Origin of the sequence: Pseudoclavibacter sp. 13-3, from assembly GCF_021168475.1 — a bacterium.
In the GTDB taxonomy this organism is placed as follows: domain Bacteria; phylum Actinomycetota; class Actinomycetes; order Actinomycetales; family Microbacteriaceae; genus Pseudoclavibacter_A.
Genome location: NZ_JAJOZT010000002.1, coordinates 20779 through 35094, shown reverse-complemented (window position 1 = coordinate 35094; position 14316 = coordinate 20779). Strand labels below are relative to the sequence as shown.

The following is a 14316-nucleotide window of genomic DNA, read 5'->3' as shown; positions in this document are numbered from 1 at the left end:
TCGAATCGCACAGACGAAAGAGACAAGCAGAACATGGCAGACGACACACAGGGCCCCGAGAACCCGGGCACCGACGACCAGAGCGCAGGCGCGACGCCGAACTCGGGCGTCTCGTTCGGCAGCGCTGGCAGCACTCACAACCACGGGCACATCTCGCAGGTCGACCTCAACGTCGAGATGCAGAAGTCATACCTCGACTATGCGATGAGCGTCATCGTCGGCCGCGCGCTGCCCGACGTGCGCGACGGTCTGAAGCCGGTGCACCGCCGTGTCATCTACGGCATGTTCGACGGCGGCTACCGACCCGACAAGGCCTTCTCGAAGTGCTCGCGTGTCGTCGGCGAGGTGATGGGCCAGTACCATCCGCACGGCGACTCGGCCATCTACGACACCCTCGTGCGTCTGGTGCAGCCGTGGAGCCTGCGCTACCCGCTCGCACTCGGCCAGGGCAACTTCGGCTCGCCGGGCAACGACCCCGCCGCCGCACCGCGATACACCGAGACGAAGATGGCCCCGCTGGCGCTGGAGCTGGTGCGCGACATCGACGAAGACACCGTCGACTTTCAGGACAACTACGACGGCAAGACGCAGGAGCCGGTCGTGCTGCCCAGTCGGTTCCCGAACCTGCTGGTCAACGGCTCGGTGGGCATCGCGGTGGGCATGGCGACGAACATTCCGCCGCACAACCTGCGCGAGGTCGCCGACGGCGTGCAGTGGTCGCTCGAGCACCCAGATGCATCACGCGAGGAGCTCCAGGACGCCCTGATCCAGCGCATCAAGGGCCCTGACTTTCCCACCGGCGCGCTGGTGCTGGGCCGCAAGGGCATCGAGCAGGCCTACCGCACGGGTCGCGGCTCGATCACGATGCGCGCCGTGGTGAACATCGAAGAGATCCACAACCGCACCTGCCTGGTGATCACCGAGCTGCCCTACCAGGTGAACCCGGACAACCTGGCGATCAAGATCGCCGAACTCGTCAAAGAGGGCCGCGTCTCGGGCATCGCCGACATTCGCGACGAGACCTCGGGCCGCACCGGTCAGCGTCTGGTCATCGTGCTCAAGCGCGATGCCGTGGCCAAGGTCGTGCTGAACAACCTGTACAAGCACACGCAGCTGCAGGACAACTTCGGCGCGAACATGATCGCCCTGGTCGACGGGGTGCCGCGCACCCTCTCGATCGACCAGTTCATCAGCCTGTGGATCACTCACCAGATCGAGGTCATCGTTCGGCGCACCCGGTTCCGTCTGCGCAAGGCCGAGGAGCGCGCCCACATCCTGGAGGGCTACCTGAAGGCCCTCGACGCCCTCGACGAGGTCATCGCGCTGATTCGGGCGTCGGCGACCGTCGAAGACGCCCGTGAGGGGTTGAAGAATCTGCTGGGCATCGACGACCTGCAGGCTCGTGCGATTCTCAACATGCAGCTGCGTCAGCTCGCAGCCCTCGAACGGCAGAAGATCACCGACGAGTACAACGACCTGCAGGCGAAGATCGCCGAGTACAACGCGATTCTGGCCAGCGAGCTGCGTCAGCGCGAGATCGTCGGCGAAGAGCTCGGCGAGATCGTCGCGAAGTACGGCGACGATCGTCGCACTGCGATTCAGCTCGGCTTCGACGGCGACATGTCGATGGAAGATCTGATTCCCGAAGAAGAGGTCGTCGTCACGATGACCCGCGGCGGGTACATCAAGCGCACCCGGTCGGACAACTACCGGTCGCAGCACCGCGGCGGCAAGGGCATCAAGGGGGCGCAGCTGCGGGCCGACGACATCGTCGACCACCTGTTCGTCACCACGACCCATCACTGGCTGCTGTTCTTCACGGATGCCGGGCGCGTCTACCGCGCGAAGGCGTACGAGGTGCCTGAGGCCGGGCGCGACTCGAAGGGCCAGCACGTCGCCAACCTGCTCGCGCTCAACCCTGACGAGACGGTGACCCAGGTGCTCGACATCTCGGGCTACGACCAGGCGCAGTATCTGGTGCTCGCCACGCGCAACGGTCTGGTCAAGAAGACCCGTCTCGAGGCCTACGACTCACCGCGTTCGGCTGGTCTCATCGCCGTGAACCTGCGTGACGACGACCAGCTCGTCTCGGCACTGCTGGTGAACGACGATGACGAGATTCTGCTCGTCTCGCGCAAGGGCCTGAGCCTGCGCTTCGTCGCCGAGAACGAGACGCTGCGCCCGATGGGTCGTGACACCTCGGGGGTGAAGGGCATCACCTTCCGTGCGGGCGACTCGCTGCTGTCGGCGTCGGTGATTCCGGCTGATGCGGATGCTGCGGAGCAGTTCGTCTTCGTGGTCACCGAAGGCGGGTATGCGAAGCGTACGGCGGTCGACCAGTACCGCGTGCAGGGTCGTGGCGGCAAGGGCATCAAGGTGGCCAAGCTGAACGACGACCGCGGCGATCTCGCTGGGGCGCTCATCGTCTGCGAGAACGACGAAGTGCTCGTGGTGCTCGCGGGCGGCAAGGTGATCCGCTCGGCGGTCGCCGAGGTGCCGGCCAAGGGACGCGATACGATGGGTGTCGTCTTCGTGCGCGCCGATGGAAGAGATCCCGTGATCTCGGTCGCCCGCAACGAAGAGCACAGCCTCGACGAGGCTGAGGCCGTGGCTGATGCCGAAGCGGCTGCCGAGGCAGCTGCAGCGACCGAGCCGTCAACTGAAGACACTGATCAGCCCGCCGTGGCTGATCAGCAGTGAGAGGAACCCACAATATGAACATGACTCCCCCGTCGGTGGGTGGCTCTGGCTCGAAGGCCTCGCGTCGTCTGGTGCATCTGCGCCTCTCAGGCATCAACGCGTGGTCGGCGCTGAAGGTGTCGTTTCTGCTCAGCCTGGCACTGATGATCGTCGAGTTGGTCTGCGCACTCGTGCTCTGGCTCTTCGTGGCCCAGCTGGGCATGTTCCAGCCGATCAACGACCTGCTCTCGACCACGACCAGTGACGGTTCAGAGAACGTGGCACGCGTCTTCAGCTTCGGCCGCGTTCTGGGCCTGAGCCTGCTGGCCGGCGTCGTGACCGTGATCTTCGGCACACTCGGCGGTGGCCTGATGGCCGTGATCTACAACGCTGTGGCACGTATCGTGGGCGGCGTGAAGCTCACGTTCAGCAACGTCAAGTAGTGGTTTCACGAGTCGGGATGCCCGCGAGCATCCCGACTTGTGTGCAGCGCCCGTTATGCGTTAAGCTTTTCTGGTGCTGTGCATTGGGCCTATAGCTCAGGTGGTTAGAGCGCTTCGCTGATAACGAAGAGGTCCCTGGTTCAAGTCCAGGTAGGCCCACCAATGCGCACTCTTGTGAATCTCGTCATGGTTGCAGACTGGCCGTCGTCTCAGGCTCGTGCAGAATCACAAGGTGAGCACGCGGGGCCTTAGCTCAATTGGTAGAGCGCCTGCTTTGCAAGCAGGAGGTCGCGGGTTCGATTCCCGCAGGCTCCACAACAGTCGTCGAGAAAGCCCCGGTTCGCGAACCGGGGCTTTCTTCGTGGGCGCTGGTAATCGCAGATCCATCTCGATGACTTCGATTGCTGCTGGTTCGTGATGTGGCCATTCCCGGCGCCCTTCCTGTGCGGCGACTATCGTCGCGATACGCGGCCTATGCCACGGATTGTGACGTATGCGGCTGCCAGCGGCTGCGGTTGAGCCCACTTGTGCAGAAGCTTCTCTCTTGGTGTGCGGCTCTCTATGGGGTCACACTGTCGATGGCTCGCAGTCGGCCTCCGTGGAGGCAAACTGGACGCATGTCTGCTTCGTGCGGTCGAGATGGGGCGTCTTGTGCTACGGACGAGGTGAGTCTCCGCAGGCTCCTTCTGCGCGTGGACTCCTCGTCGCGTCAACGGGCTTCAGCTACTGATCGCACCGATGTGATGTCGAGGAGCGAGCGTGACGATCAGGCTGCTGGCCATGATGTCGTCGACCAGGCCCAGCGGATCGGTGCGGCGCCTCAATCGTTCGCTCCCCCGTCGGCCACGTTGCCCAAGCTGTGTCGCAGAGAGCCGACTCCTCGGCCGTGCAGGCGGCCCCTGAGTCTCCTGAGCATGACGGCGCCCGGGCAGGAGTCTTCGTTCGTCGCCGGGCGATCAGTTGAGATCCTGCTGTCCCAGCCAGTCGGATGCGATGGTGCTGGCCGGCAGACCTTCGTTGACGCTGCGTGCATTGAGCGCGATGAGGTCGTCGGTGGTCATCGCAGCGCTGACCTTGTTGATGATCGCAGCGGCTTTGTCATTAACGTTGTCGCTGGCCAGGGGCACCACATGCGAGGCGAGGAAGAGGCCTTTCGTGTCAGTCAGTGAGACCAGATCGTCGGCTGAGATCGCCGGGTCTGCGGTGTAGATGTTCGCGATCTGGACGTCTCCGTCTTTGAGCGCTTTGACGGTCAGGGGGCCGCCGGCGTCTTCGATCGGGGTGAAACCGATGGTGATGCCGTAGGTGTCGAGCAGTCCTTTCGGGCCATAGGGGCGTGTCTCGGCCTCAGAGTTGGCCCCGAGCGTCATCGGCACGGTGACGTTGGCGAGGTCATTGATCGTGCTCAGCTTCCACTGATCGGCGAACTGCCGGGTGACGGTATAGGAATCCTGATCGCTGGCATCCGACTGGTCGAGCACGCGCAGACCGTCGGGAGTCGCGTTCTGCAGTTCGCCGTAGACGTCGTCAGCCAGGCGTGCAGTGGTATCTGGCTTCCAGTACTGCAGCAGATTCCCCGTGTACTCAGGAAAGAGGTCGATCTTGCCCGACTCGATCTCAGGCAGGTACGCCTCTCGCTGCCCGATGCGGAACTGACGGTCGACGGTGAATCCCTCTCCTTCGAGCGCCTGGGCGTAGATTTCGGAGATGATCTCATTCGAGTAGTAATCCTGTGAGCCGATGACGATTGTCTTCGACGACGAGCCCTCGTCGCTGCCGGATGAGAGAGGATCGTTTCCGGCGCAGCCGGTCAACGCGAGGGATCCGGTGAGCGCGAGTGCGCCGAGTGTGATGACCTTGGACCGATGTGACATGTTCTGGGTTCCTTCTTCTTGATGGTGGTCAACGCTGTCGAGCAGACAGCTGTGCAGGGTCGGCACGATGAGCTGAGAGACGCTGCAGCGCGGCAAGGGAGAGCTCGAGCAGCAGGGCCAGCGCGATGACCAGCACAGCGCCCCCGAGCATCTGGGCGTAGTCGCGTGATTTAAGCCCAGTGAACAGATAGCGCCCCAACCCGGTGTCTGCGGTGTACGCAGCGAGAGTCGCCGTGGCCACGACCTGCAGAGTGGCCGCGCGCAGTCCGCCGACGATGACCGGCAGCGCCAGCGGCACCTCGACGAGGCGAATGACTTGGAGAGGGCTCATGCCGATGGCACGGGAAGCGCTTGGAACGGCCGGGTCGATCGCCTGCACGCCGGCGTATGCACCGGCCAGCAGCGAGGGCATCGCCAGTATGATGAGGGCGAGTGTCGGAGCCTGGACCCCGATGCCGAGTGCAAGACCGAACAGGGTGAGCAGTCCCAGTGTGGGAATCGCGCGAGCAGCACCGGTGATCGCACCGATGGTGGCCGCTCCGCGGTGGGTGTGTCCGATCAGCACCCCGGCTGGCAGGGCGACGATCCCTGCCGCGGCTACCGAGACACCGGTGATGGCCAGGTGCTCAAGGGTTCGCCTGGGAATGCCGCCGGCGCCGGCCCAATTCGAAGGATCGGTGAGCCATGCCACCGTATCGATCAGCAGACTCATGCCGACCTCCGACGTCGTCGCAGACTGCGCTGCCAAGGTGTCAGCGCCCGCCCGAGGACAGAGAGCAGGACATCGACCAGCAGGGCCAGCAGCACCGTAGCCACGACGCTGGTAACGACCTCAGCGGTGATGCCGCGCTGGAATCCGTCAGTGAGCAGAGTTCCGAGACTGGGCACGCCTATCAGAGCACCTATGGTGACCAGCGCGATCGTTGAGACGGCCACGACACGCACGCCGGAGATCAGCACGGGCACTGCGAGTGGCAGATCCACCTGCCAGAACACCGCACGAGGCGAGTGGCCGATCGCGATCGCGGCATCGCGGGTGTGGGGCTCGACGGTGGAGAAGGCGTCGGCAGCGGTGCGCACCAGCAAAGCTACTCCGTAAACGGTCAATGCGATGGTCATCGTCGCCGCAGACCGCAGAGGAATGCCGAGAATGACCGGGATGACGATCAGCAGGGGCAGTGCCGGAATCGCATAGAGCAGTGTCGCGGCACTCAGCAGTGGAGCGCCGATACGAGGTCGACGAAATGCGAGACGACCCAGCGGAACGGCGATGAGCACACTGAGTGCGATCGCCGGAAGGCTCAGCATGACATGACTGCGAAGCAGGCCGACGACCTGCGGCCAGTTGAGCGTCAGCCAGGTCACGGCGCCATCACTCCTACCGGGCGGCCGTGGCCGTCGAGCACGATCGAACGGCCCTCGACGATCTTCTCGTGCAGCGTGCGCTCGGCGCGATCGGCACCGATGAAGTCTGCGACGAAACCGTTGGCGGGGGCGGCGAGAATCTCTGCCGGGCTTCCCTGCTGCGCGATCACGCCGTGATCGTGCAGCACGACCACCTCGTCGCCGAGGCGGAATGCTTCGTCGACGTCGTGGGTGACGAACACGATGGTCTTGCCGAGATCGGCCTGCAGCCTCAGCAGCTCATCCTGCAGCTCTCGTCGAACGATCGGGTCGACTGCGCCGAACGGCTCGTCCATCAACAGGATGTTCGGATCAGGCGCCAGGGCGCGTGCCACGCCGACGCGTTGCTGCTGACCGCCGCTCAGCTCTGCGGGATATCGCTCTGAGAGGGCGGGATCGAGCCCGACGCGTTGCATCAGCTCGGTGGCGCGGATGCGGGCCTGTGCCCGCCTCGTGCCGTTGAGACGCAGCACCGTGGCGACGTTGTCGAGCACAGTGCGGTGCGGCAGCAGGCCGCCGGCCTGCAGCACATAGCCGATCGACCGGCGCAGGGCCACGGCGTCGCGCGCGCGTACATCCTCACCATCGATGAGCACTCGGCCGGACGAGGGCTCGACCATGCGGTTGACCATGCGCAGCAGCGTGGTCTTGCCTGACCCGGATGAGCCGACCAGCGCCACCGTGCGATGCGACGGTACGGTCAGTGTGAAGTTCCTGACCGCGACAGATCCGCCAGGGTACGTCTTCGTCACGGACGTGAACTCGATCATCCGGATTCCTTCCGCCGTTCCCTGGGCCTGCCGCTCGCTGAGCGCCGTGTTCACGCAGCTCGAACCGGCAGACGCCCAAGCCCTGTGCAGCGCTCGGCCCGGCAGTCTGATCGTTCGGCAGATGCGCAGCTCAAGCTTATACCTCTGATCGTTGTGCCTCGAATCGTGGTGCTACAGTCGGAGACGTGATCGAGTTGATGATTCTGGGTTTTCTGGCCGAGGGCCCGTTGCACGGGTACGAGCTGAGGCGCCGGATGAACCGCCTGCACGGGTATGCGCGTGCCATCAGTGACGGAACGATCTATCCGGCGATCAACCGTCTCATCGCGTCGGGAGCGCTCCTCCAGACTCTCGAGACCGGGCGTGGGGCGACCACGCGGCGAACCCTGCACCTGACGGAGCGCGGGCATGAGCAGCTGCTGCAGCGGCTGCGTGCCGCCTCGGGCCATGACATCACCGACGGCGCACGGTTCTTCATCGTGCTGGCCTTCCTGTCGCTCCTGCCCGACGATTTCGAGCGTCGCGCCGTGCTGCAGCGCCGCCTCGACTTTCTCGACCAGCCGGTCGGCTTCTTCTTCGACGCAGACCGACCCCTGCGTGCAGCCGAGATTACCGATCCCTACCGCCAAGGCATCCTCGTGACCGCTCGCGCGGCCCGCAGAGCAGAGCTCACGTGGCTGCGTGACCAGCTCGGGCCCACCTCACGCTCAGTTCGGGAGCAGACATGACCACCATGCGCGCAGTCGTTCTCGATGCCCCGGGGCCGGTGGCCAATCTGCACATTCGTGACCTGCCCATCCCGGTGCCGGCGCCTGGGTGGGTGCGCATCACGGTGAAGGCGTTCGGTCTCAACCGTTCAGAACTGCATACACGCCTCGGGTTCGCCGGCCCCGCCGTGACCTATCCCCGGGTGCTCGGCATCGAGGCCACCGGAGTCATCGACGACGACCCGTCGGGTCGTTTCGCCCGTGGGCAGCAGGTCATGACGCTCATGGGGGGCATGGGGCGCACTTTCGACGGCGGCTACGCGCAGTACACCTGCGTGCCGGTTCACCAGGTCATCCCCTTTCACTCGGATCTCGACTGGGCCACGCTCGGCGCGATCCCGGAGATGTTGCAGACGGCACACGGCTCACTCACCATCGGCCTCGACGTGCAGGCCGCGCAGAGCCTGCTGGTGCGCGGGGGCACGTCGTCGGTGGGGCTCGCGGCAGCCGTTCTCGCCAAACGCCAGGGGCTGACGGTGCTGTCGACCACACGCAGCCCGGCCAAAGCCGATGCGCTCAGAGCCGCCGGCGTCGATCACGTGCTCATAGACGACGGAGCCGTCGCACCCCAGGTGCGCTCGGTGCTGCCCGAGGGCGTCGACGCGGCACTCGAGCTGGTCGGCACGCCGACACTCCCGGACACCCTGCGCGCCACCCGTGTGCACGGGGTCGTCTGCTTCACAGGGATGCTCTCGAACCAATGGACGGTCAAAGACTTCTACCCCATCGACTACATTCCCCGCGGTGTGCGTCTGACGGCTTACTCAGGCGACGCGGGTGATCTGCCAGTGGACGTGCTGCAGCAGTATCTCGATGACGTCGAGGCCGGCCGCACGGTCGTGCCGATCGACCGGGTGTTCTCTCTCGACCAGATTCGAGAAGCGCATGCTCTGATGGAATCCGGTCAGGCGCACGGCAAGCTCGTCGTCCGGCTCGACTGATCAAGCCGTTCAGAACTGATGCTCAGGCCCGGGAAAGGCGCCCGAGGCGACATCGGCGGCATACGCACGCGCTGCATCCACCAGCGCGCCGCGAACGTCTGCATACTGCTTGACGAAGCGCGGCATACGGCCGGCGCGCAGCCCGGCCATGTCCTGCCAGACCAGCACTTGAGCGTCGCATCCCGCGCCGGCGCCGATGCCGACGGTCGGAATGCGCAGCGCAGCGGTGACCTCTGCGGCGACGGTTGCGGGCACCATCTCGAGCACGACGGCGAATGCACCGGCTGCCTCGAGCGCTCGGGCGTCGGCGATGAGACGGGCTCCGTCGTCTCCCCTGCCCTGCACGCGATAGCCGCCGAGCTGGTGCTCAGATTGCGGCGTGAACCCGATGTGCGCCATCACGGGCACGCCGCTGTGCACGAGTTTCTCGACCTGCGGCACGACCTCGACCCCGCCTTCGAGCTTGACCGCGTGAGCGCCCGCCTCTTTGAGAAAGCGTGCTGCAGTCAGAAACGCCTGCTCAGGCGAGGCCTGATATGACCCGAAAGGCAGGTCGACGACGATCAGCGCCCGCCTCGCAGCTCGTGAGACCCCACGCGTCAGCATGATCATCTCGTCGACGGTGACCGGCAGCGAGCTCTCATTGCCCAGCACGTTGTTCGAGGCCGAGTCGCCGACGAGGAGCACGGGAATGCCCGCCTCTTCGAAGACCTGCGCGGTGTACATGTCGTACGCGGTGAGCATCGCCCAGCGCTCGCCGCGATCCTTCATCTGCTGCAGATGCGGGATGCGTACGCGTGCAAGCGGCGTTGCCGGCGCTGTGCCCGGCTCGGGCAGGCCGGATGCGGTGGATGCGTCGGCAGAAATGGCCGGGGGTGTGCCGTACGGTGCGGGCTGCTCGCTCACGCGAATCCTCTGTTCGTCAGTCGATGCACGGAGGCACGACTCGGGAAGCGTCAGTGCTCGTGCGGGGTCGTGCTCCAGCGTACTCGACTGAGAGGCGAGCGTTATATGCCGTTTTCGACATATGACGCTCGCCTCTCGAAGAGGTCAGTGCAGGCGCGCTGACTGCTGTCTCGCCTAATTCTCGTCGAGTCCCTCGCCAGAAGGCGACACCAGGATCTTCACGGCCGTCTCGTTGCGATGGATCAGTGTGTCGAAGCCCTCGTCGACCAGGTGCTCGAGAGCGATCTTGCCGGTGATGAACGGCTTGAGGTCGATCTTGCCGCTCTCGACGAGCTTGATGGTCGCCGGGTGGCTGTTCACGTAGCCGATGGTGCCGCGGATGTCGAGCTCTTTCATGACGATCTTGTGCATGTCGAGTTCGGCCTTCTTGCCCCAGATCGACACGATGACGATCACGCCGGTCGGGCGCACGGCGTCGAGCAGGGTGTCGAGCACGACCTGAACGCTGGTGCACTCGAACGCGACGTCGGCACCCTTGCCGTCGGTGAGTTTGCGGGTCTCTTCGACCACGTCGACCTCGGCGGGATTGAAGGCATAGTCGGCGACGCCGGCGTCGAGGGCCTTCTGCCGGCGCAGCGGGCTCAGTTCAGAGATGACGACCTTCACACCCAGTGCGTGCAGCACGGCTGCGGTCAGCTGACCGATGGGGCCGGCGCCGCCGATGATGGCGGTCTGACCCGCCTGAACGCCGGAGCGCTCGACGGCGTGATAGGCCACCGAGAGGGGCTCGATGAGTGCGGCCTGATCGAGAGGCAGACTCTGATCGATCTTGTGCACCCAGCGGCGGCGCACCACGATGTTCTCGGCAAGGCCGCCGCCGCGGCCGGCGAGACCGATGAAGTTCATGTCTTTCGAGAGGTGGTAGTCCTTGCTCTCGGGGCCGGTGTAGACGTCATCGCTGATGATGTACGGCTCGACCACGACGTGATCGCCGACTTTGAGATCGTCGACGCCTTCGCCGACCTCGCTGATGACGCCTGAGAACTCGTGCCCGAGGGTGACCGGGGCCGATTCTCCCGAGATGGGGTGCGGATGCCCTGCCGGCGGCACGAAGATCGGGCCGTCGAGGAACTCGTGCAGGTCGGTGCCGCAGATGCCGCACCACGCGACATCGATGCGCACCGTGCCGGGCTTCAGCTGCTGTGGCTCGATGTCTTCGATGCGAATGTCGCCGCGGTCGTAATAGCGTGCTGCCTTCATGGTGTGGTTGTCTCCCTTGCGTGACGCGACAGCACGCGCACGGTGGCTGTCGCAGTGTTGGGTCGACGGTGTCCCCCGTCGACCCAAGTGTATCGAGAGCGAGACAACGAACTCTGAACAGCAGAGAAACAGCCGCGAAGTGTCTTGTTCTGGGACACTTCGCGGCTGTCGGTCAGCGGTGCAGGTCAGCGCTGACGAGCGAATCAGAGATCGTCGCCGAATTCGTCGTCGATGCCGATCCAGTGTTCGTCGGCCAGCGTGACAGCACGAACGACCGCCACGCCGACGCCGACCACGACCGCGATGCCCAGTGTCGGCAGCACCCAGCGGGCGCCCGACTTCTTTGGCTCGGCCGCATCGGCGACCTGCTCGGTCACCTCGTGCGTCGCCTGCTGAGCCTGCTTCGCCGCCCGCTTGGCCGCCTTCTTCGTCTGTTTCACCGATTCGACCGCAGCCTCTTTCACCTCTGCCGCAGTGTGCTCGGCGCCCTGCTTGAGATCGGCAGCACCTCGACGCACACTCTCAGCCACATCGGCGTTGACCGGAGCCTCTTTCAGCGCCTCGAGCACGGCCTTCGCCGTGCCGACGGCATTGATCGCTGCGGGCACCACATCGCTGTAGAAGCGCTCCTTCGCGGCCTGCGTGGTCTGGCCGGCGACCTCGGCGCCCTTCTGCGCCAGCGGTTTAACCGTGTTGTTCGTGAAGTCCTCGAAGTCTCGGACCGCCTTCTCGAGGCGCTTCTTGAGCTGTTCGACGTTCTCAGTTGCCTTGTCTGCCATGGTGTGACCTCCTGAGCCCATTGTGCCATCTCGGTCAGACGTCGTCAGGCTTCTGCGACAAACTCAACGCATCTTGCCAGCATGCCCGGTTGTGCGAGAATCGACGCATGACTCAGCACACGCATACTGCGACTCTGCACACGAACCACGGCGACATCGTCATCAACCTCTTCGACTTCCAGGCGCCGAAGACCGTCGAGAACTTCGTCGGCCTCGCCACTGGTGAAAAAGAGTGGAAGCACCCCGACACCGGCGAGACCAAGACCACTCCCCTGTACCAGGATGTGATCTTCCATCGCGTGATCCCCGGCTTCATGATTCAGGGCGGCGATCCGATCGGCACCGGCACCGGCGGCCCGGGCTACGCCTTCGACGACGAGATTCACCCCGAGCTGCAGTTCACGAAGCCCTACCTGCTCGCGATGGCCAACGCCGGCCAGCGAGGCGGCCACGGCACCAATGGCTCGCAGTTCTTCATCACCGTCGACGCGACCCCATGGCTGAACGGGCACCACACCATCTTCGGCGAGGTCGCCGATGACGCCTCACGCAAGGTGGTCGACGAGATCGCAGCCGTCGCCACGCAGCCCGGCGACCGCCCGGTCGAAGACGTCGTCATCACCGGCGTCGACGTCGACAAGGCCTGACGCATGCCGTCATTGACTCAGCGGGTGCGTTGGGCGTTGAAGCGTCCCGGCGCACCCGTCGTCAGCTATGTGATCATCGCGCTGTGCGTGCTGGGCTATCTCCTGCAGCTCGTGGTGCCCGGCTTCACATCGCTGATGCAGTTTCACAGCGCGTATGTCGGCACGTTCTTTCTCGCCGGGCCCGAAGCCGCGTTCTCCGGGCTGATTCCCTTCGAACCCTGGCGGGCGATCACCTACGGCTTTGTGCACTCGACTCAGAGCGTGCTGCCGCTGCACCTGCTGTTGAACATGTACACACTGTGGATCTTCGGCACGATTCTCGAGCCGATGATCGGTCGCGGCCGTTTCATCACGCTCTACCTCTTCGGCCTCGTGGGCGGCGCACTGGGCGTTTACCTGCTCTCACCGCAGACCAGTGTGATCGGCGCCTCAGGGGCACTCTTCGCGATGATGGGTGCGCTGCTGGTGATTCAGCGTCGACTGGGCGGCCAGACGACGCAGCTGCTCGTACTGCTCGCGATCAACTTCTTCTACGGGTTCTTTGTCGGTGGGGTCAGCTGGCAGGCGCACCTCGGCGGTCTCGTCGTCGGCCTGCTCAGCGGGCTCATCCTGGCCGAGACGCGTCAGCCCAAAGACCGTACGCTGCGCATCGTCTACTTCGCCGTGCTCGGTGTGGTCATGGTGGTGCTGTTCGCGATCGCCCCGGGGATGCTCTGGCAGCGCTAGACGGTGATCTAGGCGGTGATGTTGTCGTTCATCGGTGCCTGCGGGGCGCGGCGGAGGTCAGCGCCAGCGGGTGGTCATCAAGAAGCCGACCATCAGAATGCCGAAGCCGACGAGGATGTTGCCCTGGCCGAGGGCCGGGATCGGCCACTGGGCGCTGAAGCTAATATAGAAGACGATGATCCAGAGCAGGCCGATCGCCATCAGGCCGAACATGACGAACTTGAACCACGGCGGGTTCGGTTTCGTGATCTTCGACCGGTCGGCCGACTCGGTCGCATCCTGCCGGTCGGAGCTCTTCTTCTTGTTGTTCGCCACGGAAGTACAGTGTAGCCCAAGGAGTGCAGACTTGTGAGTGAACCGATGTCGCGCAGACAGCGCCGCCGCAGCGAGCAGTCGCGCCGTGCACGTCGCTCGGTCGGGTCGGTCATCGTGACGGTGATCGGCGAGCTGATGCTGACGGCGGGTGTGCTCGTGCTGCTCTTCATCGGCTGGAAGATGTGGGTCAACGACTCCAGCGTCGACCGGTCTCAGGAGGCAGCTGCAGCCGAGATCTCGCAGGGCTGGCAGCAGGAGGCGACCCCTGCCGCAGGCGGGCAGGCCACGGCGACGCCGGGTGACCCTGACATCCACCCGCAAGGCAACGATGTGTTCGGCGTCGTCTACATTCAGCGTCTGGGCGACACCTGGCAGCGCCCGCTCGCCCGTGGTGTCGAGAAGAAGCCGGTGCTCGACAGCATCGGCTTCGGCTGGTACCCCGACACCAGCCTGCCGGGCCAGGTCGGCAACTTCGCCATCGCCGCTCACCGCGGAGGGCAGGGATCGAGCCTGCGATACGTCGACAGCCTCACCGTCGGCGACAAGATCGTGATCGAGACCAGAGACGGCTGGTACACCTACACGTATCGCAACACCGAGTACGTCATGGACGTCGACGTGAACGTGCTGAACCCCGTGCCGCAGAGCACCGCGCAGGCGAGTGATCGGGTGCTGACGCTCACCAGCTGCAATCCGTACCCGTTCACGAACGGCGAGCGGATCATCTCGTACAGCGTGCTCGACAGCTTCCAGCCGCGCTCGGCGGGGGCGCCGGCATCGCTCGACTATCTGCAGAAAGGCTGAC

Annotated in this window: 15 protein-coding genes and 2 tRNA genes; 9 read left to right on the top strand and 8 right to left on the bottom strand. The window is 64.8% G+C overall.

Going from position 1 to position 14316, the window contains the following annotated elements; genetic code table 11:
• The first annotated feature begins 33 nt into the window (after positions 1 to 33).
• The 4 genes from gyrA to LRX77_RS03790 all read left to right on the top strand — a co-directional run bounded on the left by gyrA (position 34) and on the right by LRX77_RS03790 (position 3437).
• The gene (gene gyrA / locus LRX77_RS03805; protein WP_231831550.1) at positions 34 to 2700 is read left to right on the top strand and encodes a DNA gyrase subunit A; all 2667 of its coding nucleotides are present in this window, start codon (positions 34 to 36) and stop codon (positions 2698 to 2700) included.
• Positions 2701 to 2714: 14 nt separating this feature from the next.
• Positions 2715 to 3122: a DUF3566 domain-containing protein gene (locus LRX77_RS03800; RefSeq protein WP_158030421.1), complete on the top strand. Its 408-nt coding sequence runs from the start codon at positions 2715 to 2717 to the stop codon at positions 3120 to 3122.
• Positions 3123 to 3207: 85 nt separating this feature from the next.
• A tRNA-Ile gene (locus LRX77_RS03795) sits at positions 3208 to 3284 on the top strand.
• An 80-nt stretch (positions 3285 to 3364) separates the two neighbouring features.
• Positions 3365 to 3437, top strand: a tRNA-Ala gene (locus tag LRX77_RS03790).
• Positions 3438 to 4078: 641 nt separating this feature from the next.
• Here the strand turns inward: LRX77_RS03790 and LRX77_RS03785 are convergent.
• From LRX77_RS03785 to LRX77_RS03770, 4 genes are read right to left on the bottom strand one after another with little or no spacing between them, the layout of a single operon-like run.
• A complete protein-coding gene (locus tag LRX77_RS03785) occupies positions 4079 to 4996 on the bottom strand; it encodes an ABC transporter substrate-binding protein (protein WP_158030420.1) in 918 nt (305 codons plus the stop codon).
• Positions 4997 to 5024: 28 nt separating this feature from the next.
• The gene (locus LRX77_RS03780; protein WP_158030419.1) at positions 5025 to 5708 is read right to left on the bottom strand and encodes an ABC transporter permease; all 684 of its coding nucleotides are present in this window, start codon (positions 5706 to 5708) and stop codon (positions 5025 to 5027) included.
• Entirely contained in the window at positions 5705 to 6361 is a 657-nt protein-coding gene (locus LRX77_RS03775) for an ABC transporter permease (protein ID WP_231831548.1), read from the bottom strand. The genes LRX77_RS03780 and LRX77_RS03775 overlap by 4 nt, the downstream gene beginning before the upstream one ends.
• Positions 6358 to 7170, bottom strand: coding sequence for an ABC transporter ATP-binding protein (locus LRX77_RS03770; protein WP_158030417.1), 813 nt, complete (start codon positions 7168 to 7170; stop codon positions 6358 to 6360). The genes LRX77_RS03775 and LRX77_RS03770 overlap by 4 nt, the downstream gene beginning before the upstream one ends.
• 185 nt (positions 7171 to 7355) lie before the next feature.
• Between LRX77_RS03770 and LRX77_RS03765 the strand changes: the two genes are divergently transcribed.
• Both LRX77_RS03765 and LRX77_RS03760 read left to right on the top strand, forming a co-directional pair.
• The gene (locus LRX77_RS03765; RefSeq protein WP_158030416.1) at positions 7356 to 7898 is read left to right on the top strand and encodes a PadR family transcriptional regulator; all 543 of its coding nucleotides are present in this window, start codon (positions 7356 to 7358) and stop codon (positions 7896 to 7898) included.
• On the top strand, positions 7895 to 8878 hold the full coding sequence (locus tag LRX77_RS03760) for a zinc-binding alcohol dehydrogenase family protein (RefSeq protein ID WP_231831547.1): 984 nt from the start codon (positions 7895 to 7897) through the stop codon (positions 8876 to 8878). The genes LRX77_RS03765 and LRX77_RS03760 overlap by 4 nt, the downstream gene beginning before the upstream one ends.
• 9 nt (positions 8879 to 8887) lie before the next feature.
• Here the strand turns inward: LRX77_RS03760 and panB are convergent, their stop codons facing one another.
• The 3 genes from panB to LRX77_RS03745 all read right to left on the bottom strand — a co-directional run bounded on the left by panB (position 8888) and on the right by LRX77_RS03745 (position 11823).
• Complete coding sequence (panB, locus tag LRX77_RS03755) at positions 8888 to 9784, bottom strand: 3-methyl-2-oxobutanoate hydroxymethyltransferase (protein ID WP_231831546.1); 897 nt, start codon at positions 9782 to 9784, stop codon at positions 8888 to 8890.
• 174 nt (positions 9785 to 9958) lie between these two features.
• Positions 9959 to 11044 carry a 2,3-butanediol dehydrogenase gene (locus LRX77_RS03750; RefSeq protein WP_158030413.1) on the bottom strand — a complete coding sequence of 362 codons (1086 nt, stop codon included), beginning with the start codon at positions 11042 to 11044 and terminating at the stop codon, positions 9959 to 9961.
• 203 nt (positions 11045 to 11247) lie between these two features.
• Positions 11248 to 11823: a hypothetical protein gene (locus LRX77_RS03745; RefSeq protein ID WP_231831545.1), complete on the bottom strand. Its 576-nt coding sequence runs from the start codon at positions 11821 to 11823 to the stop codon at positions 11248 to 11250.
• 107 nt (positions 11824 to 11930) lie between these two features.
• On the opposite strand from LRX77_RS03745, the gene LRX77_RS03740 reads away from it, so the two are divergent.
• Together LRX77_RS03740 and LRX77_RS03735 are read left to right on the top strand one after the other, a co-directional pair.
• The gene (locus tag LRX77_RS03740) at positions 11931 to 12470 is read left to right on the top strand and encodes a peptidylprolyl isomerase (RefSeq protein ID WP_231831544.1); all 540 of its coding nucleotides are present in this window, start codon (positions 11931 to 11933) and stop codon (positions 12468 to 12470) included.
• A 3-nt stretch (positions 12471 to 12473) separates the two neighbouring features.
• Positions 12474 to 13196: a rhomboid family intramembrane serine protease gene (locus tag LRX77_RS03735; protein WP_158030410.1), complete on the top strand. Its 723-nt coding sequence runs from the start codon at positions 12474 to 12476 to the stop codon at positions 13194 to 13196.
• Positions 13197 to 13253: 57 nt separating this feature from the next.
• On the opposite strand, the gene LRX77_RS03730 is transcribed toward LRX77_RS03735, so the two are convergent.
• Positions 13254 to 13511: a cell division protein CrgA gene (locus LRX77_RS03730; protein ID WP_331716128.1), complete on the bottom strand. Its 258-nt coding sequence runs from the start codon at positions 13509 to 13511 to the stop codon at positions 13254 to 13256.
• Positions 13512 to 13544: 33 nt separating this feature from the next.
• On the opposite strand from LRX77_RS03730, the gene LRX77_RS03725 reads away from it, so the two are divergent.
• Positions 13545 to 14315 (top strand): class E sortase, encoded by a 771-nt coding sequence (locus LRX77_RS03725; protein WP_231831542.1) that lies wholly within the window; start codon positions 13545 to 13547, stop codon positions 14313 to 14315.
• Position 14316 lies beyond the last annotated feature (1 nt).

Bases quoted from the DNA above. Each gene is read 5' to 3' on its own strand.
- LRX77_RS03740 (WP_231831544.1), top strand. From the start codon at position 11,931: ATGACTCAGCACACGCATACTGCGACTCTGCACACGAACCACGGCGAC.
- LRX77_RS03750 (WP_158030413.1), bottom strand. From the start codon at position 11,044: ATGAAGGCAGCACGCTATTACGACCGCGGCGACATTCGCATCGAAGAC.
- gyrA (WP_231831550.1), top strand. From the start codon at position 34: ATGGCAGACGACACACAGGGCCCCGAGAACCCGGGCACCGACGACCAG.
- LRX77_RS03780 (WP_158030419.1), bottom strand. From the start codon at position 5,708: ATGAGTCTGCTGATCGATACGGTGGCATGGCTCACCGATCCTTCGAAT.
- LRX77_RS03785 (WP_158030420.1), bottom strand. From the start codon at position 4,996: ATGTCACATCGGTCCAAGGTCATCACACTCGGCGCACTCGCGCTCACC.
- LRX77_RS03770 (WP_158030417.1), bottom strand. From the start codon at position 7,170: ATGATCGAGTTCACGTCCGTGACGAAGACGTACCCTGGCGGATCTGTC.
- LRX77_RS03800 (WP_158030421.1), top strand. From the start codon at position 2,715: ATGAACATGACTCCCCCGTCGGTGGGTGGCTCTGGCTCGAAGGCCTCG.
- LRX77_RS03760 (WP_231831547.1), top strand. From the start codon at position 7,895: ATGACCACCATGCGCGCAGTCGTTCTCGATGCCCCGGGGCCGGTGGCC.
- LRX77_RS03745 (WP_231831545.1), bottom strand. From the start codon at position 11,823: ATGGCAGACAAGGCAACTGAGAACGTCGAACAGCTCAAGAAGCGCCTC.
- LRX77_RS03735 (WP_158030410.1), top strand. From the start codon at position 12,474: ATGCCGTCATTGACTCAGCGGGTGCGTTGGGCGTTGAAGCGTCCCGGC.